Source organism: Streptococcus mitis (assembly GCF_047464035.1).
GTDB classification, from domain to species: Bacteria; Bacillota; Bacilli; order Lactobacillales; family Streptococcaceae; genus Streptococcus; species Streptococcus mitis_DX.
The window spans coordinates 49,224-73,176 of sequence record NZ_JASHCQ010000002.1 but is presented as its reverse complement, the minus strand read 5'-3'; the positions used below and the strand labels follow the sequence as shown (position 1 = coordinate 73,176).

Genomic DNA, 23,953 nt, shown 5'->3' with positions numbered 1-23,953 from the left:
AAAGGGAGAAAATGTATAAAGTATTATTAGTAGATGATGAGTACATGGTGACAGAAGGTTTGAAACGTTTGATTCCCTTTGATAAGTGGGATATGGAGGTCGTCGCAACAGCCAGTCATGCCGATGAAGCCCTAGAATATGTTCAGGAAAATCCTGTCGATGTGGTCATTTCCGATGTCAATATGCCCGATAAAACAGGGCTTGATATGATTCGGGAGATGAAAGAAATCTTACCAGATGCAGCCTATATCCTACTCTCAGGTTATCAGGAGTTTGATTATGTCAAAAGAGCAATGAACCTTAGTGTGGTGGACTATTTGGTCAAACCTGTTGATAAAGTAGAGTTGGGAAATCTGCTGGAGAAGATTGCAGGTCAGCTCGGCGAGAGAGGGAAGAAAAGTCAGACCCTTAGTCAAGATTTAGATGAGGCTGGATTTGTTAGTTATTTAGGGGATAAGGAGAATTGGTGGATAGGTCTATCCAAGGAAAAACAAGGCTCTTTCACCATTCCCTACTATGTATTGGGTCAAGACTGGCAGATTTTCATTTCTGACCAACCCCTAGAGGGGTTAGTTGTTACACCTTTTGAAGCTCCTTATCAAGAACGCTTTGAACGCTGGAAGCTGAATGCTGAGAAAGCCCTCTTTTACGGTTCTGTAAATCTAAAACAGTCTGAGAGTCTCTTTGCCTATTACGAACCGATTTATAGGGTTATCATTCAGGGGAATCTCAATCAAATCGTGGAAGAGTTGAACCTTTTGGAGAAGGTGGTTCTTGAAAATACGCCGCGTGTTCCGATTACCAAACAGCTTTTTATCCAGTTTGTCATGGATGTCTTTCATTTATTTGAACACCTCAAAGCTGATGATATGACGGACATTGTCAAAACCATTCATGCTATTCAAACCTTCGATGAATTGGTTCCTTATATCAAGGAAACTCTGACCCGATTCTTTGGGCAATATCGTATGAATGAGAATGTGGTCAGTGTGCTAGAAGTCATTGGGCGTGATTATCAGAAAGAACTTTCCCTCAAGGATATTAGTAAGGATCTTTTTATCAATCCTGTCTATCTGGGGCAGTTGATTAAGCGAGAAACCAATTCGACCTTCGCAGAGTTACTAAATAAACAACGCATTAAGGCTGCCCAACAACTTTTGCTTTCAACTAGTGACAGCATCGAAGATATTTGTTATGCTGTTGGTTACAGTAATGTTGGATATTTCTATAAAGTTTTCCGAAAATTGTGCGGGAAATCGCCAAAAGCTTACCGAAAACAGGTAGAAACTACACTATAATATTTGTATCCCTTTACAAAAAGTGCTATAATATCGATAATAATATCAGGAGGTTCTATCATGAAAAAGAAACCAATCTATCTATGGGTCTTGCTAATCTTGTCTGCTCTTATTTCAGCTATGTCTCTGTTTGGAATGTTGAGTCCTTTACCTAGCAAAGAAGCTCTTCGTGCCGCTCAGAAACAGGTTGCAGGGGTCAGTGCTCAGCAATTAGAAGACCAGCTTAATTACACCTATAGAGTAGCAGAATCAACTCATTCTATTTTTAATATGGCCTTGATTGTGCTATCTGCTATTTTAGTGGTAGTAGCTATTGTCTTCCTTGTTCGTAAGAATTTGCAATATGCAAACTATACTTACGTTGGCTATGTTTTGCTAGCTATTATTGGTTCGATTTATAGCTATGTGACTTTACAAGACGCTGTGCAGTTAGTTCACGATGAGACCATGCGTTTAGGGATAAGTGTTATTTCACAAGCCGTTAGCATTCTCTATATCGTCATCAATGTTCTTTTCCTAGCCCTTGTCTTCTATAAGATGTGGCGTCAGCAAAAAGCCTTGGCTGAAGAAGAGGAAACAGAAGATCTTGCCTAAGTATTGACAAAAAATAACTATCAAGTTACAATCTTGGTAGTTATTTTTCGATTATACATAAAATCATGGAGGTACATATGAAGACAATTTCTTTAGTTTATATTAGTCTGAGTGGCAATACTGAGAGTTTTGTGACGCGCTTGAAAGACTATCTCTTGTCCCAGTACGAGGGGATTGAGGTTCAAAAGATTCATATCAAGGATTTGGTCAAAGAAGGCCAAGATTTCTATGAAATGGACCATCCCTATGTTGCTTTTTTGCCGACTTACCTAGAAGGTGGGAATGGCGTTGATAACGGAGATGTCGAGATTTTGACAACACCAGTGGGAGATTTTATCGCCTATGGTGACAATGCTAATAAGTGTTTTGGCGTAGTTGGTTCAGGAAATCGTAACTTTAATAACCAGTACTGTCTGACAGCCAAGCAATACAGTCAACGTTTTGGTTTCCCTGTATTGGCCGATTTTGAAATGCGAGGCATGCTGGGGGATATCAAACGTGTCGCAGCTATTATCTCAGATTTGTATGATTTGGAAAGTTGAGCTTAGGCTTGACTTTTTTATTATTCCAAGTGGTTTTATCAGCACTCTTACTTTTTATGCTTCAAGAGTTGATTGATATGGTCCACTTTTTTAGCTTCTCTTTTATAAAGAATAGCCCAAATGATGAGGTAGACAATCGCAAACTCGATAATGAGCTGGAGATAGAAGATCCAGTGGAAGGGGAACCAACCTGCTAGGGTCGCTAATGGGATAAAACCTACTAGCATAAGGAAGAAATGGGTCAAAGTTGCACGGAGCAAGCTCCAGTCACGGCTGAATAATCGCTTGCCAAAGTTGAAGAGAATACCGATGACTGCCCAGATCAGTGTGCAGTAGAGCAAGACCAGGGCACCGTGAATCTGATGTTGGGTCATCACTTGGCCGACGAGAGATTCAGGGCTAAGTGGAGCGTAGGTATTTGGTGCATAAATGAGTGAAAAGATGATAGAGAGGATGAGGCCGATGAGGACACCAGCAGCTGCGTCGTGGAAGATTTGTTTTTTCATAGTTCTAATTTCTCCTTGATGGTTTTTAGATAACGGCGTGAAGAGTAGGTGAAGCTTTCGTTTTTTAGAAAGATTTCTACTAGGCCGTTGGGCGTAAGCTTGAGATGAGAGATGGAGTTGATATTGATGATTTCTGATTGGGAAATTTGGATAAAATTGGTTGGCAAGAGTTCAAGGACCTGATAGAGTCGTAAGTCAATGGTGTAGGTCTGACTCGCGGTTTCTGCTAGAACCTTCCGATTCTCGATATAGAAGCGTTGAATCTTGACAATCTCGACGAGATAGACCTGATTATCGATTTTCCCTTTGATTGTTTCTTTTTGGTCCAAATTTTCTGCGAACTCGATGACTTTTTGGACTTTTTCGGTCTCTTGAGGTGCTTGGACAATCAGTTTTTCCTCCTTGTAAGTCTCACTAATCTGTAGTTCTATTTTCATAAATTTCTCTCCTTGTTTTTCATACAAAATTAATCTCACTTCTTGTACACCTTTATTAAACACTATTTTACGACACCTGGCAAGGGACTTTGTCTATGTGGAGGGATTTGTATCCTATGTGGTGCTTGCTTTTCTGTCCTATCTGAAATATGGTATAATAGCACTAATCAATTTCTAGGAAAATAGATACAGAAAGGGGCTGAAAAATGTCTCATATTATTGAATTGCCAGAGGTGTTGGCAAACCAGATCGCGGCAGGAGAGGTCATTGAACGTCCTGCCAGTGTGGTCAAAGAGTTGGTAGAAAATGCTATTGATGCGGGATCTAGTCAGATTATCATTGAGATTGAGGAAGCAGGTCTCAAGAAGATTCAAATTACGGATAATGGTCATGGAATTGCCCACGATGAGGTAGAGCTGGCTCTGCGCCGCCATGCGACTAGTAAGATAAAAAATCAAGCAGACCTCTTTCGAATTCGGACGCTTGGTTTTCGTGGTGAAGCCTTGCCTTCTATCGCTTCTGTTAGTGTTCTGACTCTGTTAACGGCGGTGGATGGTGCAAGTCATGGGACTAAGTTAGTCGCGCGTGGAGGAGAAGTAGAAGAAGTCATCCCAGCGACTAGTCCTGTGGGAACCAAGGTTTGTGTGGAGGACCTCTTTTTCAACACGCCTGCCCGCCTCAAATATATGAAGAGCCAGCAAGCGGAGCTGTCTCATATCATTGATATCGTCAACCGTCTGGGCTTGGCCCATCCTGAGATTTCTTTTAGTTTAATCAGTGATGGCAAGGAAATGACACGGACAGCTGGGACTGGGCAACTGCGCCAAGCTATTGCAGGGATTTATGGTTTGGCGAGTGCTAAGAAGATGATTGAAATTGAGAACTCTGACTTAGATTTCGAAATTTCAGGTTTTGTGTCTCTGCCTGAGTTAACTCGGGCTAATCGCAACTATATCAGCCTCTTCATCAATGGCCGTTATATCAAGAACTTCTTGCTCAACCGTGCTATTTTAGATGGTTATGGCAGCAAGCTTATGGTTGGCCGTTTTCCACTGGCTGTCATTCACATCCATATCGACCCTTATCTAGCGGATGTCAATGTGCATCCGACCAAGCAAGAGGTGCGGATTTCCAAGGAAAAAGAACTGATGACGCTGGTTTCAGAAGCTATTGCAAATAGTCTCAAGGAGCAAACCCTGATACCAGATGCCTTGGAAAATCTTGCCAAATCGACCGTGCGCAATCGTCAAAAGGCGGAGCAGACCATTCTCCCACTCAAAGAAAATACACTCTACTATGAGAAAACAGAGCCGACAAGACCAAGTCAAGCTGAAGTAGCTGATTATCAGGTGGAATTGGCTGATGAAGGACAGGATTTGACCCTGTTTGCCAAGGAAACCTTGGACCAATTGACCAAGCCAGCAAAACTGCATTTTGCAGAGAGAAAGCCTGCTAACTATGACCAACTAGACCATCCAGAGCTAGATCTAGCTAGTCTTGATAAGGCCTATGACAAGCTGGAGCGAGAAGAATCTTCAAGCTTCCCAGAGTTGGAATTTTTCGGGCAAATGCACGGGACTTATCTCTTTGCCCAGGGGCGAGATGGGCTCTACATCATAGACCAGCACGCGGCTCAGGAACGGGTCAAGTATGAGGAATACCGTGAAAGCATTGGCGATGTTGACCAGAGTCAGCAGCAACTCTTAGTACCTTATATCTTTGAATTTCCTGCGGATGATGCCCTTCGTCTCAAGGAAAGAATGCCTCTTTTGGAGGAAGTGGGTGTCTTTCTAGCAGAGTACGGGGAAAATCAATTTATTCTACGTGAACATCCTATTTGGATGGCAGAGGAGGAGATTGAGTCAGGTATCTATGAGATGTGCGACATGCTCCTTTTGACCAAGGAAGTTTCTATCAAGAAATATCGAGCAGAGTTGGCCATTATGATGTCCTGCAAGCGGTCTATCAAGGCCAACCATCGTATCGATGACCATTCGGCTAGACAACTCCTCTATCAACTTTCTCAATGTGACAATCCCTACAACTGTCCCCACGGACGTCCTGTTTTGGTGCATTTCACTAAGTCGGATATGGAAAAGATGTTTCGACGTATTCAGGAAAATCACACCAGTCTCCGTGAGTTGGGGAAATATTAAACTAAAAGGAAAACTATGTACGAATATTTAAAAGGAATCATTACCAAAATCACTGCTAAATACATTGTTCTTGAAGTCAACTGTATCGGCTATATCTTGCATGTGGCCAATCCTTATGCCTACTCAGGACAGGTTAATCAGGAGGCTCAGATTTATGTGCATCAGGTTGTGCGTGAGGACGCCCATCTGCTTTATGGTTTTCGCTCAGAAGACGAGAAGAAGCTCTTTCTCAGTCTGATTTCGGTGTCTGGGATTGGGCCTGTATCAGCTCTTGCTATTATTGCTGCTGATGACAATGCTGGCTTGGTTCAAGCCATTGAAACCAAGAACATCACCTACTTGACTAAGTTTCCTAAAATTGGCAAGAAAACAGCCCAGCAGATGGTGTTGGACTTGGAAGGCAAGGTAGTAGTGGCTAGTGATGATCTTCCTGCCAAGGTGGCAGTGCAAGCTAGCGCTGAAAACCAAGAACTGGAAGAAGCCATGGAAGCCATGTTGGCTCTGGGCTACAAGGCGACAGAGCTCAAGAAAATCAAGAAATTCTTTGAAGGAACGACAGATACAGCTGAGAACTATATCAAGTCGGCCCTTAAGATGTTGGTGAAATAGGAGCAGAGCATGACAAAACGTTGTTCGTGGGTCAAGATGACCAATCCTCTCTACATCGCTTATCATGATGAGGAGTGGGGTCAGCCCCTCCATGATGACCAAGCATTGTTTGAGTTGTTGTGCATGGAAACCTATCAGGCAGGCCTGTCTTGGGAAACGGTGCTCAACAAACGCCAAGCTTTCCGAGAATCCTTTCATAGCTATCAAATTCACGCAGTCGCAGAGATGACCGACACCGAATTGGAAGCCATGCTGGATAATCCAGCCATCATTCGAAATAGAGCCAAGATTTTTGCTACACGCGCTAACGCCCAATCCTTTCTACGACTACAGGCAGAGTACGGCTCTTTTGATGCCTATCTTTGGTCTTTTGTTGAGGGGAAAACGATCGTTAACGATGTTCCCGATTACCGCCAAGCCCCAGCTAAAACACCTTTGTCTGAAAAATTAGCCAAAGATCTCAAAAAACGAGGCTTCAAGTTCACAGGCCCAGTCGCCGTCTTGTCTTTTCTACAGGCTGCAGGACTAGTTGATGACCACGAGAACGATTGTGAGTGGAAAAGCGGTAATTAGTGAGTATAGGTAATTAGAATATCTAAGAATATATAAAAAGCTGAGAAACTTTTCCCAGCTTTTTATATATACTATTAGATTTGTTAGAGTGAAGTCAAAAAAGTGATTCCACCTAAAATAACACCGGCTGAATTTGGAATGATTAGTATCCAATCCTTCTTAGGTTCTTTTGTCCATCCATAAATAACCCAGATTAAGCAAGATATAGCAGCTGATAAAGGTTGAAATGGTTGAGCTTTATTTCCCTGTAAATTAGCGATAATTTGAGGTATGTAGGCAATAAATACTATAATTCCAATAAAGGCACCAATAGAACCTACGATTCGATTAATTTTTTGTTTTGTCATATACACCTCCTTCAAAAGGATATCATAGAAATTAGCGAAATGCAATAAATTCAGATACAAATTGTAACGAAAACGAATACAAAAGCACAAAAATAGAGACACTATTTATTTTTTGTTATAGTCAAAGCGAATGACTTGCTCCTGTGCATCTACATAGGCATGGACTCCGAAGGGGACAATTGCTCTCGGAGTTGCGTGGCCGACATTCAGATTATAGACAATTGGAATATTGCTGTCAATGATATCCAATAGTGCCTCTTTATAGTCGTCATAGAAAGTTTCATCCATAGGTTTCCCGACCAAGAGTCCGCTGATGACCTTGAATATACCAGTGTTCTTTAAAGTTTGTAACATCTTTTTGAAGTCTTCCGGCTCAGGCTTTTCTTCGCTTGTCTCTAGCAAGAGGATCTTTCCTTCCCAGTCTGACAAGTCAGGGAAAAGTTTGTATTCTTGGCAGAGCTCCGTGCTATCTGCGTATCGAGAGTTGTCAAAGATATCGTAGAGGGATTCGAGGCAACCACCGAGGATTTTCCCCTCGAACTGGGCAGTTCCTTGTAACAACTCAAAACCAGTATTTGTATGACTGACACGAGGTGTCCCCAGAGCTTTGGGACTAAAATCAGTTCGTTCCTCATACCAAACATTGCTAGGGCGAATTTCTGAGATTCTTCCTGTCTCAATCAATTCTTTAAAGTAGTGAAGGCTATAGGCTAGCATTTCTTTGTCCAATTCACAAATGTCTGCTAAAAAGGATTGACCATAAAAAGTTTTAACACCTAGTTTATGCAACATGAGATGGTTCATGGTTGTATCTGAGAAGCCAAGAAATATTTTTTGGTTGATAACCTTTTGTAGTTGGTCATTTTCAAAAAGATAAGGTAGTAAGCGATAGGTATCGTCTCCACCGATGGCGCATAGGATCATGTCGATGCTATCATCAGAAAAGGCATGAATCAAATCCTCTGCACGAGCTTCAGGATGGTCCTTGATAAAGTCTAATCCTTTTAGCGAATGAGGCAAAAAGGTAGGATTGAGTCCCAGATTCTTGAGACGTTGGACACCCAAGTCCACTTCGTGTTTGACAAAGTCCTCTCCGATAATGCCACTAGATAAACTAACAACACCAATAGTAGAAACCATATTTCTTCCTCCTAGAAATTGATTGAGCCTATTTTATCATAAAAGATGGGAGAAAACTATAGGGAAAAGGGTAGAGGGAAGCTTGTAGGCAAGCAAGTGAAAAAGCAACCGCTGGTGCAGTTGCTTTTCGTTTTCTAATCAGTAATCTCGCTAGATATGAGTTACTTGGTCAACTCTTGATTATAGGAGAGAGCCAAATCAATCCAGTAAGGCAATTCTTTTTGGCCTTCTATATCTAAGTCTATATACCCATGATAAAGGCGCCCCCTCATCAATGTAGTATGAGCTCCTGTTCGGGGTAGAACTTGCTTCTCCATTTCCTTGCCAATTCTGACCATAACCAGTTCATCCTTTCTGGAACTGACAGTAAGGACCATTTTACCACGAATCATAAAGGCCAGGCCACCAAACAGCTTCTTTTCTTCTAGCTCTTCTTCGAAAATTTGGGGAGGAAGTTTGAGCGCTAGAATTTTTCGAATCTGCTGAGCTAAAGATTGACTATATGCCATAGCTCTTTCCTTTTCTTAGTAACGTGTTGGTCCTGCACTTGCGCTGCGGATGTTCAAGCGTTTCTTGAGATAGAAGCGAAGAGCTAGGAGGGCTGCTCCGATAATAGCCAGTGGCAATGGAGCAAGTACTGGGTTAAGGCTAGCTGGTAGGAAGCTTGTTGCAAAGAAGACAAGCAGCCAAAGGAACATAGAAGCTAGGATAACCAGTACAGATTTCCAGAAAGGTGGACGTTGGCTGCGGTCCATATCTGATCCATAGTATTGGTAAACAAAGTAGTACATCAAGTAGAAGGCAAATCCACCAACCAGTCCAACTAATAGGAGAGTGACAAATCCATAGCCGAAAGCTTGATCTGCCGCAAAGAAGGTTGTGAGGGCGCTGACAAGGGCAAAGAGGCTAGTGATGAAAAGAGCTGAGTCCATAATCATGAGTTTCGGATCATCATTTTCTTTTGGATGCTCTTTTTCATATTGCTCCTTAACAGTGAAGCTATGAGCCCAGTGAGTGGGTGCACCATAGAGGGAACGAGCAGTCGTACCCTTGGCTTGCTCTTCAAGGATTTGGGGAATAACTTCCTCAAAAATAGCCTTGATTTCAGCGTCTGTTTTCCCATCTTTGATGAATTGTTGGGTAGCGATGTGGACAAACTCTTGGTTTTTCTTGGTTAATTTTTGTAGATCAATCTGAGACATAGGAACTCCTCTTAGAACCATTTTTTATGGATGAGATAGAGAGTGAGCGAGACACTCATAGCAAAAGCGATAAAGACGATTAACCAGAAGGCATTCGGCTCGCCGTTTAGGGGGATTTCATTATCCTTAAAGTTCATCCCGTAGGCAGAAAAGACCATGGTTGGGATGGACATGACGATGGTCACAAGGGCCAAGGTTTTCATGATGTTGTTCTGGTTGTTGGAAATGATAGAGGCGAAGGTCTCTGTCATAGAATGCAAGACGTTTCCATAAATGTCTGCCATCTCGATGGCCTGTTGGGTTTCAATCAGGGTGTCTTCAAGCAGGTCTTCGTCTTCAAGGTATTTCTTGATATTGCTGGTTGAGCTGGTTAATTTCTTAATCACGCGCTCATTTGTCTTGAGGGAGGCCTTGAAATAGACGATGGTTTTTTCCAATTCCATGAGCTCAATCAATTCTTCATTACGAGTTGATTGATGCAGTTGACTTTCGATTTGCTCACTCTTACGGTCGATTGAACGAAGGGCTGTTAGGTAAAGCTCTGCATTGCGATAGAGAATCTGGAAGATGAAACGCGAACGCATGAACGTATAAAAATTACGTAATCGACGGTTGATAAAGACATCGAGGACTGGTAATGGTTCCAAACACGTAGTGATAATGGTTTCCTCGGTGATGATAATACCAAGCGGGATGGTAACGTAGTAGGTGCGGTTATTTCTTTCCTCTGTGACCGGAACGTCTACGATAATCAGGGTATACTCGTCTTCGATGGTAATACGAGACATTTCTTCCGCATCGAGCGGTGCACGAAGGTCGGCAATATCGATATCGAAGGCGTTGGCGATTTCGAGTGATTCATTTTGAGTCGGATTGACGAGATTGATCCAAGTACCCGGTTCAAGCGTATCGATCTCTTTAAATTCGGTTGTTGTAGAGAGGAAAACTTGTTTCATATCCCTTATCCTTTCTCATTTTTCAGATTTTTTCACACCGTACTATTATACTACAAAATCGGCCTTTTGGGTAATAGAATCTCACTTTTTTTGGTATAATGGTAAGCAATAATGGACTAGAAAGAACAAAGATGCAAGATAAAATTGTCATTCATGGGGCGCGTGCCCATAATTTGAAAAATATTGATGTGGAGATTCCGCGAGACAAGCTGGTTGTTGTGACCGGTTTGTCAGGTTCAGGGAAATCCAGTCTGGCTTTTGACACCCTTTATGCGGAGGGACAACGTCGCTATGTGGAGAGTTTGTCAGCCTACGCTCGTCAATTCTTGGGAAATATGGAGAAGCCTGATGTAGATGCTATTGATGGTCTCAGCCCAGCTATTTCCATCGACCAGAAAACGACTAGTAAAAATCCTCGCTCGACCGTGGGAACAACGACTGAAATCAATGACTATCTGCGTCTCCTCTACGCACGTGTGGGGACGCCTTACTGTATCAACGGTCATGGAGCTATCAAGGCCTCTTCTGTGGAGCAAATCGTGGATAAGGTTTTGGAGTTGCCTGAACGCCAGCGCTTGCAGATCTTGGCCCCTGTCATCCGCAAGAAAAAAGGCCAACATAAGAGTGTTATCGAGAAGGTTCAGAAAGATGGGTATGTCCGTGTCCGTGTGGATGGGGAAGTCTATGATGTGACCGAAGTGCCAGAGTTGTCTAAGAGTAAGCAACACAATATTGATGTCGTGGTTGACCGTATCGTTATCAAGGAGGGCATTCGTAGTCGTCTCTTTGATTCCATTGAGGCTGCCCTTCGTATCGCAGAAGGCTATGTCATTATCGACACCATGGACGACTCTGAGTTGCTCTTCTCTGAGCATTATGCGTGCCCAGTTTGCGGTTTTACTGTCCCAGAGTTAGAGCCTCGTCTCTTCTCTTTCAATGCTCCCTTTGGCTCTTGTAGTGAGTGTGACGGCTTGGGTATCAAGCTGGAGGTGGATACTGATTTGGTAGTGCCAGATGCCGGCAAAACCTTACGTGAGGGGGCGCTAGCGCCGTGGAATCCTATCTCATCCAACTACTATCCAAACATGCTAGAGCAGGCCATGACAGCCTTTGGAGTGGATATGGATAAGCCTTTTGAGGACTTGTCAGAAGAGGATAAGAACTTGATTCTCTACGGATCAGATGGCAAGGAATTCCATTTCCACTATGAGAATGAATTTGGTGGCGTGCGCGATATCGATATTCCTTTTGAGGGAGTTGTTAATAATATCAAGCGTCGCTATCACGAGACAAACAGCGATTACACCCGCACCCAGATGCGCCTCTACATGAATGAGCTGACCTGCGGAACCTGTCACGGTTATCGTCTCAATGACCAGGCCCTTTCTGTCCGTGTGGGTGGCGAGCAAGGGCCACATATCGGAGAAATTTCAGACCTGTCTATCGCAGACCACTTGGACTTGGTGAGCCAGTTGACCCTGTCTGAAAATGAAGCTATCATTGCTCGGCCTATTCTCAAGGAAATCAAGGACCGCTTGACCTTCCTCAATAACGTGGGTCTAAACTATCTGACTCTGTCACGTTCGGCAGGTACCCTTTCAGGTGGAGAGAGTCAGCGTATTCGCTTGGCGACCCAGATTGGTTCTAACTTATCAGGTGTTCTCTATATCCTAGATGAGCCGTCGATTGGTCTTCACCAGAGGGATAATGACCGCCTGATTGCCAGTCTGAAAAAAATGCGTGATTTGGGCAATACTCTCATCGTGGTGGAACACGACGAAGATACCATGCGCGAGGCGGATTATCTGATTGACGTTGGTCCCGGTGCCGGTGTTTTTGGTGGAGAGATTGTTGCTGCAGGAACCCCCAAACAGGTGGCTCGTAACAGTAAGTCTATCACAGGTCAGTACTTGTCAGGCAAACGTGCCATTCCAGTGCCAGAAGAGCGCCGTGTAGGAAATGGTCGTTTTATCGAAGTGACAGGAGCGCGTGAGAACAACCTGCAAAATGTCACAGCTCGCTTTCCACTAGGAAAATTCATCGCCGTTACAGGGGTATCTGGCTCAGGGAAATCAACCTTAATCAACAGCATTCTTAAAAAAGCTATTGCCCAGAAGCTCAATCGTAATTCAGACAAACCTGGTAAATTCAAAACCATTACAGGGATTGAGCATATAGACCGCTTGATTGATATTGATCAGAGCCCTATCGGACGAACGCCAAGGTCTAACCCAGCTACCTATACAGGTGTCTTTGACGATATACGTGACCTTTTTGCTCAGACAAATGAAGCCAAGATTCGAGGCTACAAGAAGGGGCGTTTCAGTTTCAACGTCAAGGGTGGTCGTTGTGAAGCCTGCTCAGGTGATGGGATTATCAAGATTGAGATGCATTTCTTGCCAGATGTTTATGTAGCTTGTGAAGTTTGCCACGGGACCCGTTACAACAGTGAAACCCTAGAAGTACATTACAAGGAAAAAAATATCTCGCAGGTCTTGGATATGACTGTCAACGATGCGGTGGAGTTCTTCCAACACATTCCGAAAATTCATCGTAAACTTCAGACTATCAAGGATGTGGGACTGGGCTATGTGACGCTAGGTCAACCAGCTACCACCCTTTCTGGGGGAGAAGCCCAGCGTATGAAGTTGGCTAGCGAACTTCACAAACGATCGACAGGAAAATCTTTCTACATTCTGGATGAGCCGACGACAGGACTCCATACAGAGGATATCGCTCGCTTGCTTAAAGTCTTGGCTCGCTTTGTTGACGATGGCAATACCGTCCTCGTCATCGAACACAATCTAGATGTTATTAAGACAGCAGACCATATTATTGACTTGGGACCTGAGGGCGGTGTCGGCGGTGGAACCATCATCGCAACAGGAACTCCAGAAGAAGTAGCGGCCAATGAAGCCAGCTACACAGGACACTATTTGAAAGGAAAGTTACATCATGAATAAACGTGTACAAGCATTTCTAGCTAAAATGCAAGAAAAAGAACTAGATGGTATCATCATCAACAACCTTAAAAACGTCTATTACCTGACTGGTTTTTGGGGCTCAAACGGAACAGTCTTTATCAGTCGTGACCGTCAGGTCTTGGTGACAGACTCTCGCTATATCATTGCAGCCAAGCAAGAAACCAGTGGCTTTGAAATCGTAGCAGATCGCGATGAATTGGCTGTCATTGCAGGAATTGTCAAGGACATGGGCTTGTCTCGAATCGGTTTTGAGGATGAGATTTCGGTCTCTTATTATCACCGTATGCAGGCAGCCTTTGAAGGAATTGACTTGCTTCCACAAACTCAGTTTGTCGAAGGTCTTCGAATGATTAAGGATGAAGCGGAGATTGCAGCTATTCGCAAGGCTTGTTCTATCTCAGACCAAGCTTTCCGCGATGCGCTTGACTTTATTAAGCCAGGAAAGACTGAAATTGAGATTGCCAACTTCCTTGACTTCCGCATGCGTGAGTTGGGAGCATCTGGCTTATCTTTTGATACGATTCTAGCTAGCGGTATCAATTCTTCTAAACCCCATGCCCATCCTATGCACAAACCAGTGGAGCTAGGAGAAGCCATTACAATGGACTTCGGTTGTCTTTATGACCACTATGTCAGTGATATGACACGGACTATCTATCTAGGGCATGTCAGCGATGAGCAGGCGGAGATTTACAATACGGTTCTGAAAGCCAACCAAGCCTTGATTGACCAGGCTAAGGCAGGATTAGGTTTCCGAGACTTTGACAAAATTCCTCGCGATATTATCATCGAGGCAGGTTATGGCGACTACTTTACCCACGGTATCGGACACGGTATTGGACTGGATATCCATGAAGAACCTTACTTTAGCCAGACTTCTACAGAAACTATTAAGGCAGGTATGGCCTTAACCGATGAACCAGGTATCTATATCGAAGGCAAATATGGCGTTCGTATTGAGGATGATATCTTGATTACAGAAACAGGTTGTGAATTGTTGACCCTAGCTCCAAAAGAGCTGATAGTCATTTAAGAGTTAAACAATTCAAATGATTGACTTTTAAATTTTAAAGGTTTATACTGAAAGACGAAAACGGTAGGTGAGGCTACCATAGGGATACGGATGACTACCGCAAAGCAGTGGAGACACTACTCGTTGGTCAACAGTCCTGGTCGCGAAGGCCAAGACTAAGCTCATTACATTGCCCTATGGAGTTAAAGCTTGAACGAAAAACAGATAATTAGTTTTTTAATCCTGCCATTTTATGGTGGGATTTTCTACTGTTTAAATCAAAGAAAGGAGATAGACGATGCAAATTGACGATCATCCGGAACCGCACATACACAGCCAATCGCTGATTTGTGTCGTTCTGCCCTTATAAAGTGATTGGTCTCTGTGTATGAAACACATCATTCATACAGATAGGAGAAACCAATGAAAACTACAAAAGAAAGATTAGCAACAGCTATTCATACATCTTTAAACGAAACTCTATCTTTTTATAAGACAAGTCTAACAGGCTTGACTGAGGAGCAGGTGGAGAAAAATCGTGACCTATATGGCGAAAATACCATCACAAAGGGTCAAGAAGACAGTATCCTCAAAAAGATTTACGAATCGATTATCAATCCTTTTACAATCATCTTGCTGGTTATCGCCGTGATTTCCTCGGTGACCAATGTCTGGTTGGCAAAACCAGGTCAAGAAGATCCGACGACTTCCATTATCATCGTTGTCCTAGTCCTCATTTCTGGAGGCATTCGATTTGTCCAAGAACTCCGCAGTGATAAGGCAGCCACCAATCTATCAAAAATGATTGTCAACACAGCGACAGTCATTCGTCAAGGAGAAATTCAAGAAGTACCTATCGATGACTTGGTAGTGGGTGACGTGGTTAAATTAAGCGCTGGAGATATGATTCCAGCAGATCTTCTTTTATTTGAGTCGCGCGATTTCTTTGTCCAACAGTCTGGCTTGACAGGCGAAAGTGATTCTGTTGAAAAATTGGCCGTGACCAAGGCAACAGTTCAACAATCTGATAGTCTGCTAGAAGCAGAAGCGCTCGCCTTTATGGGAACCAATGTCTTGTCTGGTAGTGCCAAGGCCGTGGTTTTGGCGGTTGGTGATGATACCATGATGGGAGCCATTGAGCAGACTCTAAACACCTATGACGAGCCTACTTCGTTTGAACGAGAGATGAATAGTATTTCTTGGCTCTTAATTCGCTTGATGTTGATCATGGTGCCTATCGTTTTCTTGTCCAATGGTTTAACAGATGGAGACTGGTTGGAAGCTGGTGTATTTGCTTTGAGTGTTGGTGTTGGCTTGACACCTGAGATGCTTCCTATGATTATTACCGCTAGCCTAGCAAAAGGCTCCATTATCATGGCTAAGGAAAAAGTGGTTATCAAGAAACTCAATGCTATACAGGACTTAGGGGCGATTGATATTTTGTGTACAGATAAGACAGGAACTCTAACCCAAGACGAAATTGTCCTTGAATATCCTTTGGATATACATGGAGATTTGGATTTGACCGTCTTGAGACGAGCTTATCTCAATTCTTATTTTCAAACGGGCTTGAAAAATTTGATGGACAGAGCCATCATCAAACGGACTGAAAAGGAAGCAAAAGAACACGATATCCTCCAAAATCTGGCTCAAACTTTTCAAAAAATAGATGAGCTTCCCTTTGATTTTGAACGTAGACGGATGAGTGTTATCGTTAAGGATGAACACGAAGTTGTTAGTTTGGTAACCAAGGGTGCCCTAGAGGAAATGTTGACGATTTCCAGTCATGCGGAATACCAAGGAGTGATTACTCCATTGACAGATGCTATTAGAGAAGAAATATTAGCGGAAGTACGACAACTAAATCAACAAGGTTTGCGTGTCTTGGGAGTGGCCTATAAGTCAGGTTTGAGGGAAGGTCATACCTATACAGTTGATGATGAAGGGGATATGATTCTAACTGGTTATTTAGCCTTCCTAGATCCTCCTAAACCATCTGCAGCACCAGCAATTAAGGCTCTGTTAGAACATGGGGTTCAAACAAAGATTTTGACGGGAGACAACGAAAAAGTTACCCAAGCAGTCTGTGAAAAGGTTGGTTTGGATATCAATCAGATGCTGTTAGGATCTGAAATTGATCAGATGAGTAATCAAGAATTGGCTCAAGCCGTGGAGGAGGTAACAGTCTTTGCCAAACTTTCTCCTGACCAAAAAGCAAGGATTATTTTGCAATTTAAGGCTAATGGTCATGCTGTAGGCTATATGGGGGATGGAATCAATGATGCTCCTTCTATGAAAGTTGCAGATGTGGGGATTTCTGTTGATACAGCAGTAGATATTGCCAAAGAAACAGCTGATGTTATCCTACTTGATAAGGATCTCATGGTTCTGGAAAAAGGACTTGTTGAAGGGCGTAAGGTCTATGCCAATATGACTAAATATATCAAAATGACAGTGAGTTCTAATTTTGGGAATATCTTATCCCTATTAGTCTCTGGAATCTTTTTACCATTTTTACCAATGGCACCAGTCCATTTGATTATCCTAAATCTAGTCTATGATTTGTCTTGTATTGCCTTGCCTTTTGACAAGGTGGATAAAGATTTTTTGAGAAATCCGCATACCTGGGAAGCTAAGTCCATCACACGTTTCATGGTTTGGATGGGGCCTATCTCTTCTGCCTTTGATATTTTGACCTTTATTTTGCTCTATTTTATCATTGTACCCATGACGACAGGTCAAGCCTATGTCCATGGAGCGGAGTCTGCCGTAGGATTTATTGTCTTGTTTCAGACAGGTTGGTTTATAGAGTCCATGTGGTCACAGACCATGGTTATTCATATGTTGCGTTCAGCTAAAATTCCCTTTTTACAAAGTCGTCCAGCTTGGCTAGTCCTTGTGACAACCTTATTGGCTGCAGCCTTTGTGACCTTCCTTCCCTACAGTCCACTCGCAATCCTACTTCATCTAACTCCTTTAAAACCGATTTATTTCATCTTTTTACTTTTCATCATTATTTTGTATATGATTAGTGTGACAATTGTGAAAAAAATCTATATCAAGAAATATCAAGAATGGCTGTAAATTTCATTTTGTCAAGAAAAAAGTACGAAAATAACGAAAAAAGTCAAAAAAATTTAAAAATAGGTCGCAAGTCGGATGTTTTTTATGGTATAATAGACTAAACTGATAGTAACATGTAGCGAAAGGGGTAGGTACATGATTAAAATTTATACAGTCTCAAGTTGTACTAGCTGTAAAAAAGCAAAAACCTGGCTCAATGCCCACCAGTTAAGTTATAAAGAACAAAACCTTGGTAAAGAAGGAATTACGAGAGAAGAATTACTGGATATTCTAACCAAAACAGATAACGGAATAGCCAGCATCGTTTCGTCTAAAAATCGCTATGCCAAAGCCCTTGGAGTGGATATTGAAGATTTGAGCGTCAATGAAGTTCTCAATCTGATTATGGAAACACCGAGAATTTTAAAGAGCCCAATTCTTGTAGATGAAAAACGCCTGCAAGTTGGCTATAAGGAAGACGATATTCGTGCCTTCCTACCACGCTCTGTCCGTAATGTAGAAAATGCAGAAGCACGTTTGCGTGCGGCTCTATAAACATCAAGGCTGGGAGCAATTCTCAGTCTTGTTCTATTTTAATCTGATTTAATCTGAAAAAGAAAGAAGAAAGAAATGAAAAAAATTGTTCTTGTTAGTCTAGCTTTCCTTTTTGTCCTGGCTGGTTGTGGGCAGAAAAAAGAAACTGCAACAGCTACAAAAACAGAAAAGGATACGCTTCAGTCGGCATTGCCAGTTATTGAAAATGCTGAGAAGAATACAGTTGTGACCAAGACTTTGGTCTTGCCCAAGTCAGATGATGGTAGCCAGCAAACCCAAACCATTACATACAAGGACAAAACTTTTTTGAGCTTAACGATTCAACAAAAACGTCCAGTTTCTGATGAGTTGAAGACTTATATCGACCAACATGGAGTGGAAGAAACTCAAAAAGCTCTTCTGGAGGCGGAGGAGAAGGATGAGTCTATCATAGAAGCTCGCAAATTAGCAGGATTTAAGCTTGAAACCAAACTATTGAGTGCAACAGAACTTCAAACAACGACTAGTTTTGATTTTCAAGTTTTGGATGTCAAGAAGGCTTCTCAGTTAGAATATTTGAAGAACATTGGTTTAGAAAATCTCTTGAAGAATGAACCAAGCAAATATATTTCAGACAGATTGGCAAATGGCGCGACAGAACAATAGAAAATCCAAATAAATAGACTACCTGAATTGTAGAACGTAAGGAATTATGCTATAATGGTACTATTCTAAGGAAAGAGGGTGTTAGAATGGGATTTACTGAAGAAACAGTACGTTTTAAATTGGACGATTCCAATAAAAAAGAAATTAGCGAAACTCTGACTGATGTTTATGCTTCGTTGAACGATAAGGGCTACAACCCGATTAACCAAATCGTAGGTTACGTATTGAGTGGAGACCCTGCCTACGTTCCTCGTTATAATAATGCACGAAATCAAATCCGTAAGTATGAGCGCGATGAAATCGTTGAAGAATTGGTCCGCTACTACCTTAAAGGACAAGGAGTCGATCTATAACCTATGAGAATTATGGGATTGGACGTCGGTTCAAAAACGGTAGGGGTGGCTATTAGCGATCCGCTTGGTTTTACAGCTCAAGGACTTGAAATCATCCAAATCAACGAGGAGCAAGGCCAATTTGGTTTTGACCGCGTTAAAGAGTTGGTTGATACTTACAAGGTGGAACGATTTGTAGTGGGCTTACCTAAAAATATGAACAATACAAGCGGACCGCGCGTGGAAGCTAGTCAGGCATACGGAGCAAAGTTAGAAGAGCTTTTTGATTTACCAGTAGACTATCAAGATGAACGCTTGACAACAGTTGCCGCAGAGCGCATGTTAATTGAGCAAGCAGATATTAGCCGTAACAAGCGCAAGAAAGTCATTGATAAGTTAGCAGCTCAGCTGATTTTACAAAATTATTTAGATAGAAAATTTTAATACAAAGGAGAGGCTATGTCACACGATCATAACCACGACCACGAAGAACGTGAATTAATCACACTAGTAGATGAGCAAGGAAACGAAACCTTGTTTGAAATCCTTTTGACGATTGATGGAAAAGAAGAATTTGGTAAAAACTATGTTCTTCTAGTACCAGTTAACGCAGAAGAAGACGAAGACGGACAAGTTGAAATCCAAGCTTACTCATTCATCGAAAACGAAGATGGAACAGAAGGCGAATTGCAACCAATCCCAGAAGACTCGGAAGACGAATGGAACATGATTGAAGAAGTCTTCAACAGCTTTATGGAGGAGTAAACACGTCCAGTGGACGTGTTTAGCCCTGCGCTAGAAATTAGAAACGCAGGCACATCCAGTGGATGTTTTTAGCCCAGTTCCTTAAAATAAGAGAGAACTGGTGTGTTCAGTGAACATTTTTACCCTGACGCTAAAAATAAAGACCGTAAGTAAGTCTGTTAGACTGTATCACCCCAACTCCTAGAAATTGGAAGAGTTGGAACGTCCGGTGGACGTTTTTAGCCTGACGCTAAAAAATAAAAACCGTCAGTAAGTTCGGGGGATATTTTTACCCCAAGTTAATATTCATAGTAGCTAGTGATTAGCTAACCAGGTAAGAGGTCGGGACGAAAATCCTGGCCTCGTTTTTGTTAGTTAGGAGACTTTATTGAGGCAGTTGATTGAACCTGTAATTAAGGAGATGTATATGTTTGAAGTAGAAGAATGGCTCCATAGTCGGATTGGTTTGAATTTTCGATCAGGTTTGGGCCGAATGCAACAAGCGGTGGATTTGTTGGGGAATCCCGAGAAGTCTTATCCTATTATCCATGTAACCGGGACTAATGGAAAAGGATCTACCATTGCTTTTATGAGGGAGTTATTTATGGAGCATGGCAAAAAAGTTGCGACTTTTACCTCCCCTCATATCGTCTCTATCAATGACCGAATCTGCATTAATGGACAACCTATAGCTGATGCAGACTTCATCCGTTTGGCTAATCAGGTCAAGGAGATGGAGAAAACGCTTCTGCAAACCCATGATCAGTTGTCCTTTTTTGAATTGCTGACCTTGATTGCTTTTCTTTATTTTAGAGAGCAAGAGGTGGATTTGGTTTTATTAGAAGTGGGAATTGGCGGCTTACTTGACACGACTAATGTGGTAACTGGAGAGATTGCTGTCATCACCTCTATCGGACTTGACCATCAGGAGACTCTGGGTGACAGTATAGCAGCAATTGCAGAGCAGAAAGCTGGTATTTTTAAGGCTGGTAAAAAGGCAGTGATTGCTAAGTTGCCTTCAGAAGCTAGGCTTGTTTGTCAGAAAAAAGCAGACTCTTTAGCTGTTGACCTTTATCAGGCAGGTCGGGATTTTTCAATGCTGAATGGGAATTTTTTAAGCTCTTTGGCTAACCTTTCACAGTTGAAAATAGGTTTAGAAGGAGCTTATCAGCAGGAAAATGCGGCCTTGGCGCTACAAACGTTTCTTCTCTTTATGAGAGAAGGAAAGGAAGCTGTTGATGAACAGGTTGTAAGACAGGCTTTGGAGCAGACCCATTGGGCTGGGCGTTTGGAGCGTATTCGTCCTCAGATTTACTTGGACGGTGCTCATAACCTTCCTGCCTTGGCTCGCTTGGTTGAGTTTATTAAAGAAAAAGAGCAGGAAGGTTATCGTCCTCAAATCCTATTTGGAGCCTTGAAACGGAAGGATTATCAAGGGATGTTGGCTTATCTGACTGAAAAATTGTCTCAGGTGGAACTCAAGGTGACCGGCTTTGACTATCAAGGTTCTTTGGATGAAACAGATGTAACAGGTTACGATATAGTTCCTTCTTACCGAGAATTTATTAGCAATTTTGAAGCAAGAGCAGGTGCCCAGGATTTGTTGTTCGTTACAGGGTCTCTCTATTTTATCTCAGAAGTACGGGGCTACTTGCTGACCCATGAGCAGATGAATTGACCTCCTTTTTTGAACTTGTTATACTAGGGAAACTACTAGTTAGAGGGAAAAAATTCTGTAAATTGGTAGCAGAAAGGAAATTTATCATGAAATTAAAAAGATTCACACTTTCTCTTGCTTCTCTAGCAAGTCTTAGTCTTTTAGTAGCTTGTTCACAAAGAGCACAACAAGTTCAACAACCAGCAACTCACTCGCAAACACAACAAACTCAGCAATCACAATCTGCTGCTTCATCTTCTACAGAAAATAGCAGCCAGGCAGCAACAAGTTCTTCACAAAATGCTCCTGAGGCTCAACCAACTGATATTGATGGAACCTATACCGGTCAGGACGAGGGAGACCGTATCACTTTAGTGGTAACTGGTACAACGGGCACCTGGACACAGGTAGAAACTGACGGAGATCAAGAAATCAAGCAGGTTAGCTTCGATGCCGCTAATCAACGCATGATTATTGGGGATGATGTCAAGATTTATGCAATTAATGGCAATCAGATGATTATTGACGATAGGGATAGAGAAGCGTCTGATCGCATTGTTTTATCAAAATAGACTGGAAGGAGACTGGTTTTGTCAGTCTCTTTTGCTTTTACTCAGAAAAATGATTATAAATACTTGCCTTCTACCGAATACCTGCGTTATACTAGTATCATACTCAATGAAAATCAAAGAGCAAACTAGGAAGCTAGCCGCAGGCTGTACTTAAGTACGGCAAGGTGAAGCTGACTTTGATTGTGGTTTGAATTCGAAGAGTATCAATTACCTGTTTTTAGCATTCAAACTATCAAGGAGGGGATATGAAATATAGGAAATTTCAATTATTGATGTCCAAGTATGGCTTTAGTCTTTCGATTATGCTGCTTGAACTGTGTCTTGTTTTTGGTCTCTTTCTTTATTTAGGGCGGATGGCCCCTATTTTATGGATTATTGTCTTAATCTTTATGAGTATGGCGACCATTGTCGCTATTGTCAACCGTTCCATGACACCTGATAGTAAAGTAATGTGGTTAGTGGTAACTTTTGTTCCTGTCATCGGACCCTTGCTCTATCTGATGTTTGGTGAAAGGCGATTGTCCAAAAAAGAAATCAAGCAGTTGGACAAACTTGGTTCTATGCATTTTCGGGAGGATAACAGTAAAGCTCTCCGCCAGAAATTGAAGGAAGATGATAAGGCGGCTTACGGAGTTATCAAATCTTTGCTAAGTATGGATAGCAATGCCGATGTCTATGATCGAACAGATTCACAATTCTTTTCTTCGGGTGAAAGCATGTGGCAACATATGTTGGAAGACCTCAAGAAAGCTGAGAAATTTATCTTTCTAGAGTACTATATTGTCGAAGAAGGTTTGATGTGGAATAGCATACTAGATATACTAGAGCAAAAGGCAGCTCAGGGTGTAGAGGTCAAGATGCTCTATGATGATATCGGCTGTATGGCGACTTTGCCTGGAGACTATACTATTCAACTTCGTAGTCGAGGAATTGAAGCCCATAAGTTTAACAAGGTGATTCCTCGTTTGACGGTGGCTTACAACAATCGGGACCATCGTAAAATCCTTGTCATAGATGGTCAGGTAGCCTATACAGGAGGCATTAACTTAGCCGATGAGTACATCAATCATATAGAACGCTTTGGCTATTGGAAGGACAGTGGGATTCGCTTAGATGGCCCTGGTGTCAAGGCTCTAACCCGTCTTTTTTTGATGACTTGGTACATCAATCGTGGGGAAATCAGCGATTTTGACCAGTATCACCTGGAAAATCAGCCTTGTTCTGGCCAAGGGCTCTGCATTCCTTACGGTAGTGGACCCAAGCCCATCTTCCGTACTCAAGTAGGGAAAAAAGTTTATCAAAGTTTGATTAATCAGGCTACTGATTCAGTCTATATCACAACACCCTATTTGATTATTGACTATGATTTAACTGAGAGTATTAAAAATGCAGCCATGAGGGGTGTTGATGTCCGCATCGTGACTCCTTTCATTCCGGATAAAAAATTAATCCAGCTCATAACAAGAGGAGCCTATCCGGATCTTTTGTCAGCAGGAGTCAGGATTTTTGAGTATAGTCCAGGCTTTATCCACAGTAAACAAATCCTAGTGGACAAGGACTTTGCTGCAGTTGGAACGATTAATTTAGATTATAGAAGTTTGCTTCATCACTATGAAGATGCAGTTTTGCTATATAAAACGGCATCAATCACAGAGATTCAAAAAGATTTTGAGGAGATTTTTTCAGTATCTCAAGAAATTTTCCCTCATACGATAAAAAATAGCTGGTATCAAAAATTGATTAAGGAAATTGCCCAGTTATTTGCCCCAATCTTATAAGAAATCTAGGACTTAGGACACAACCCAGTCCTATTTTTCTTGCCTTTTACGAATAGAAAGATAGAGGGGGAATGATGCTGACTCAGAAAGAATTGGATTATATCATGTCATTTAAACAGACGCATTTACACCGATTTCGGGAAATTGAAACCTTTGTGAAACTATGCAAAAAATCACTCAAACAGCCATCGCAAGCTGACAATTTTAGGTCTTTTTGATATACTAAGACAGATAAATTGAATAGGAGAAAC

General features: G+C 42.1%; 24 protein-coding genes and 1 riboswitch. Of the genes, 17 read left to right on the top strand and 7 right to left on the bottom strand.

The features are described from left to right. The first annotated feature begins 11 nt into the window (after positions 1-11). The 3 genes from QM818_RS01255 to nrdI all read left to right on the top strand — a co-directional run bounded on the left by QM818_RS01255 (position 12) and on the right by nrdI (position 2,434). The gene (locus QM818_RS01255; protein ID WP_414299809.1) at positions 12-1,298 is read left to right on the top strand and encodes a response regulator transcription factor; all 1,287 of its coding nucleotides are present in this window, start codon (positions 12-14) and stop codon (positions 1,296-1,298) included. A 60-nt stretch (positions 1,299-1,358) separates the two neighbouring features. After that, a complete protein-coding gene (locus QM818_RS01250; protein WP_414299808.1) occupies positions 1,359-1,892 on the top strand; it encodes an ABC transporter permease in 534 nt (177 codons plus the stop codon). Between the two features lie 77 nt (positions 1,893-1,969). Next, on the top strand, positions 1,970-2,434 hold the full coding sequence (gene nrdI / locus QM818_RS01245) for a class Ib ribonucleoside-diphosphate reductase assembly flavoprotein NrdI (protein ID WP_414299807.1): 465 nt from the start codon (positions 1,970-1,972) through the stop codon (positions 2,432-2,434). 47 nt (positions 2,435-2,481) lie between these two features. Here the strand turns inward: nrdI and QM818_RS01240 are convergent, their stop codons facing one another. Together QM818_RS01240 and QM818_RS01235 are read right to left on the bottom strand one after the other, a co-directional pair. Further along, positions 2,482-2,940 carry a DUF3021 domain-containing protein gene (locus QM818_RS01240; protein ID WP_414299806.1) on the bottom strand — a complete coding sequence of 153 codons (459 nt, stop codon included), beginning with the start codon at positions 2,938-2,940 and terminating at the stop codon, positions 2,482-2,484. Then, positions 2,937-3,377, bottom strand: coding sequence for a LytTR family DNA-binding domain-containing protein (locus QM818_RS01235; RefSeq protein WP_120164155.1), 441 nt, complete (start codon positions 3,375-3,377; stop codon positions 2,937-2,939). Before QM818_RS01235 ends, QM818_RS01240 begins: the two co-directional genes overlap by 4 nt. Positions 3,378-3,583: 206 nt before the next feature. Here QM818_RS01235 and mutL point away from each other — a divergent pair, with 206 nt between their 5' ends. Genes mutL through QM818_RS01220 form a run of 3 tightly spaced genes read left to right on the top strand, consistent with a single transcriptional unit; the run spans position 3,584 to position 6,715 of the window. Further along, the gene (gene mutL, locus QM818_RS01230; protein WP_120164156.1) at positions 3,584-5,533 is read left to right on the top strand and encodes a DNA mismatch repair endonuclease MutL; all 1,950 of its coding nucleotides are present in this window, start codon (positions 3,584-3,586) and stop codon (positions 5,531-5,533) included. Positions 5,534-5,548: 15 nt separating this feature from the next. After that, a complete protein-coding gene (ruvA, locus tag QM818_RS01225; protein ID WP_024056928.1) occupies positions 5,549-6,142 on the top strand; it encodes a Holliday junction branch migration protein RuvA in 594 nt (197 codons plus the stop codon). Positions 6,143-6,151: 9 nt separating this feature from the next. Then, positions 6,152-6,715 carry a DNA-3-methyladenine glycosylase I gene (locus tag QM818_RS01220; protein ID WP_024056929.1) on the top strand — a complete coding sequence of 188 codons (564 nt, stop codon included), beginning with the start codon at positions 6,152-6,154 and terminating at the stop codon, positions 6,713-6,715. An 83-nt stretch (positions 6,716-6,798) separates the two neighbouring features. Here the strand turns inward: QM818_RS01220 and QM818_RS01215 are convergent, their stop codons facing one another. From QM818_RS01215 to QM818_RS01195, 5 genes are all read right to left on the bottom strand, one after another. After that, positions 6,799-7,062 carry a SemiSWEET family transporter gene (locus QM818_RS01215; protein ID WP_000166114.1) on the bottom strand — a complete coding sequence of 88 codons (264 nt, stop codon included), beginning with the start codon at positions 7,060-7,062 and terminating at the stop codon, positions 6,799-6,801. A 105-nt stretch (positions 7,063-7,167) separates the two neighbouring features. Next, on the bottom strand, positions 7,168-8,202 hold the full coding sequence (locus tag QM818_RS01210) for a S66 family peptidase (protein WP_049487390.1): 1,035 nt from the start codon (positions 8,200-8,202) through the stop codon (positions 7,168-7,170). A 161-nt stretch (positions 8,203-8,363) separates the two neighbouring features. Beyond that, entirely contained in the window at positions 8,364-8,711 is a 348-nt protein-coding gene (locus QM818_RS01205) for a hypothetical protein (RefSeq protein ID WP_000331824.1), read from the bottom strand. 15 nt (positions 8,712-8,726) lie between these two features. Next, the gene (locus QM818_RS01200; RefSeq protein ID WP_024057344.1) at positions 8,727-9,404 is read right to left on the bottom strand and encodes a DUF1129 domain-containing protein; all 678 of its coding nucleotides are present in this window, start codon (positions 9,402-9,404) and stop codon (positions 8,727-8,729) included. Between the two features lie 11 nt (positions 9,405-9,415). Continuing rightward, positions 9,416-10,360, bottom strand: a complete 945-nt coding sequence (locus QM818_RS01195; RefSeq protein ID WP_000815623.1) for a magnesium transporter CorA family protein — start codon at positions 10,358-10,360, stop codon at positions 9,416-9,418. A gap of 131 nt (positions 10,361-10,491) precedes the next feature. On the opposite strand from QM818_RS01195, the gene uvrA reads away from it, so the two are divergent. From uvrA to cls, 11 genes are all read left to right on the top strand, one after another. Continuing rightward, entirely contained in the window at positions 10,492-13,323 is a 2,832-nt protein-coding gene (gene uvrA / locus QM818_RS01190; RefSeq protein WP_414299805.1) for an excinuclease ABC subunit UvrA, read from the top strand. Continuing rightward, positions 13,316-14,377 carry a M24 family metallopeptidase gene (locus QM818_RS01185; RefSeq protein WP_061758925.1) on the top strand — a complete coding sequence of 354 codons (1,062 nt, stop codon included), beginning with the start codon at positions 13,316-13,318 and terminating at the stop codon, positions 14,375-14,377. Before uvrA ends, QM818_RS01185 begins: the two co-directional genes overlap by 8 nt. Before the next feature lie 57 nt (positions 14,378-14,434). Continuing rightward, positions 14,435-14,585, top strand: a riboswitch (M-box (ykoK) riboswitch). 194 nt (positions 14,586-14,779) lie between these two features. Continuing rightward, the gene (gene mgtA, locus QM818_RS01180; RefSeq protein WP_414299804.1) at positions 14,780-17,440 is read left to right on the top strand and encodes a magnesium-translocating P-type ATPase; all 2,661 of its coding nucleotides are present in this window, start codon (positions 14,780-14,782) and stop codon (positions 17,438-17,440) included. A gap of 135 nt (positions 17,441-17,575) precedes the next feature. Further along, a complete protein-coding gene (gene spx, locus QM818_RS01175; RefSeq protein WP_000591165.1) occupies positions 17,576-17,974 on the top strand; it encodes a transcriptional regulator Spx in 399 nt (132 codons plus the stop codon). A gap of 75 nt (positions 17,975-18,049) precedes the next feature. Beyond that, complete coding sequence (locus tag QM818_RS01170; protein ID WP_414299803.1) at positions 18,050-18,619, top strand: SP0191 family lipoprotein; 570 nt, start codon at positions 18,050-18,052, stop codon at positions 18,617-18,619. Between the two features lie 86 nt (positions 18,620-18,705). Beyond that, complete coding sequence (locus QM818_RS01165) at positions 18,706-18,972, top strand: IreB family regulatory phosphoprotein (RefSeq protein WP_000507059.1); 267 nt, start codon at positions 18,706-18,708, stop codon at positions 18,970-18,972. 3 nt (positions 18,973-18,975) lie between these two features. After that, positions 18,976-19,395 (top strand): Holliday junction resolvase RuvX, encoded by a 420-nt coding sequence (gene ruvX / locus QM818_RS01160; protein WP_033628869.1) that lies wholly within the window; start codon positions 18,976-18,978, stop codon positions 19,393-19,395. Positions 19,396-19,410: 15 nt separating this feature from the next. Then, positions 19,411-19,716 (top strand): DUF1292 domain-containing protein, encoded by a 306-nt coding sequence (locus QM818_RS01155; RefSeq protein WP_000017620.1) that lies wholly within the window; start codon positions 19,411-19,413, stop codon positions 19,714-19,716. A 406-nt stretch (positions 19,717-20,122) separates the two neighbouring features. After that, positions 20,123-21,373 (top strand): folylpolyglutamate synthase/dihydrofolate synthase family protein, encoded by a 1,251-nt coding sequence (locus QM818_RS01150; RefSeq protein ID WP_064276756.1) that lies wholly within the window; start codon positions 20,123-20,125, stop codon positions 21,371-21,373. An 86-nt stretch (positions 21,374-21,459) separates the two neighbouring features. Then, positions 21,460-21,924: an SP_0198 family lipoprotein gene (locus QM818_RS01145; protein WP_261034549.1), complete on the top strand. Its 465-nt coding sequence runs from the start codon at positions 21,460-21,462 to the stop codon at positions 21,922-21,924. A gap of 245 nt (positions 21,925-22,169) precedes the next feature. Next, entirely contained in the window at positions 22,170-23,702 is a 1,533-nt protein-coding gene (gene cls, locus QM818_RS01140) for a cardiolipin synthase (protein ID WP_414299802.1), read from the top strand. The last annotated feature ends 251 nt before the right edge of the window (positions 23,703-23,953 follow it).

Coding starts and splice junctions, on each gene's coding strand:
- QM818_RS01255 (WP_414299809.1), top strand. CDS start 12: ATGTATAAAGTATTATTAGTAGATGATGAGTACATGGTGACAGAAGGT.
- QM818_RS01250 (WP_414299808.1), top strand. CDS start 1,359: ATGAAAAAGAAACCAATCTATCTATGGGTCTTGCTAATCTTGTCTGCT.
- nrdI (WP_414299807.1), top strand. CDS start 1,970: ATGAAGACAATTTCTTTAGTTTATATTAGTCTGAGTGGCAATACTGAG.
- QM818_RS01240 (WP_414299806.1), bottom strand. CDS start 2,940: ATGAAAAAACAAATCTTCCACGACGCAGCTGCTGGTGTCCTCATCGGC.
- QM818_RS01235 (WP_120164155.1), bottom strand. CDS start 3,377: ATGAAAATAGAACTACAGATTAGTGAGACTTACAAGGAGGAAAAACTG.
- mutL (WP_120164156.1), top strand. CDS start 3,584: ATGTCTCATATTATTGAATTGCCAGAGGTGTTGGCAAACCAGATCGCG.
- ruvA (WP_024056928.1), top strand. CDS start 5,549: ATGTACGAATATTTAAAAGGAATCATTACCAAAATCACTGCTAAATAC.
- QM818_RS01220 (WP_024056929.1), top strand. CDS start 6,152: ATGACAAAACGTTGTTCGTGGGTCAAGATGACCAATCCTCTCTACATC.
- QM818_RS01215 (WP_000166114.1), bottom strand. CDS start 7,062: ATGACAAAACAAAAAATTAATCGAATCGTAGGTTCTATTGGTGCCTTT.
- QM818_RS01210 (WP_049487390.1), bottom strand. CDS start 8,202: ATGGTTTCTACTATTGGTGTTGTTAGTTTATCTAGTGGCATTATCGGA.
- QM818_RS01205 (WP_000331824.1), bottom strand. CDS start 8,711: ATGGCATATAGTCAATCTTTAGCTCAGCAGATTCGAAAAATTCTAGCG.
- QM818_RS01200 (WP_024057344.1), bottom strand. CDS start 9,404: ATGTCTCAGATTGATCTACAAAAATTAACCAAGAAAAACCAAGAGTTT.
- QM818_RS01195 (WP_000815623.1), bottom strand. CDS start 10,360: ATGAAACAAGTTTTCCTCTCTACAACAACCGAATTTAAAGAGATCGAT.
- uvrA (WP_414299805.1), top strand. CDS start 10,492: ATGCAAGATAAAATTGTCATTCATGGGGCGCGTGCCCATAATTTGAAA.
- QM818_RS01185 (WP_061758925.1), top strand. CDS start 13,316: ATGAATAAACGTGTACAAGCATTTCTAGCTAAAATGCAAGAAAAAGAA.
- mgtA (WP_414299804.1), top strand. CDS start 14,780: ATGAAAACTACAAAAGAAAGATTAGCAACAGCTATTCATACATCTTTA.
- spx (WP_000591165.1), top strand. CDS start 17,576: ATGATTAAAATTTATACAGTCTCAAGTTGTACTAGCTGTAAAAAAGCA.
- QM818_RS01170 (WP_414299803.1), top strand. CDS start 18,050: ATGAAAAAAATTGTTCTTGTTAGTCTAGCTTTCCTTTTTGTCCTGGCT.
- QM818_RS01165 (WP_000507059.1), top strand. CDS start 18,706: ATGGGATTTACTGAAGAAACAGTACGTTTTAAATTGGACGATTCCAAT.
- ruvX (WP_033628869.1), top strand. CDS start 18,976: ATGAGAATTATGGGATTGGACGTCGGTTCAAAAACGGTAGGGGTGGCT.
- QM818_RS01155 (WP_000017620.1), top strand. CDS start 19,411: ATGTCACACGATCATAACCACGACCACGAAGAACGTGAATTAATCACA.
- QM818_RS01150 (WP_064276756.1), top strand. CDS start 20,123: ATGTTTGAAGTAGAAGAATGGCTCCATAGTCGGATTGGTTTGAATTTT.
- QM818_RS01145 (WP_261034549.1), top strand. CDS start 21,460: ATGAAATTAAAAAGATTCACACTTTCTCTTGCTTCTCTAGCAAGTCTT.
- cls (WP_414299802.1), top strand. CDS start 22,170: ATGAAATATAGGAAATTTCAATTATTGATGTCCAAGTATGGCTTTAGT.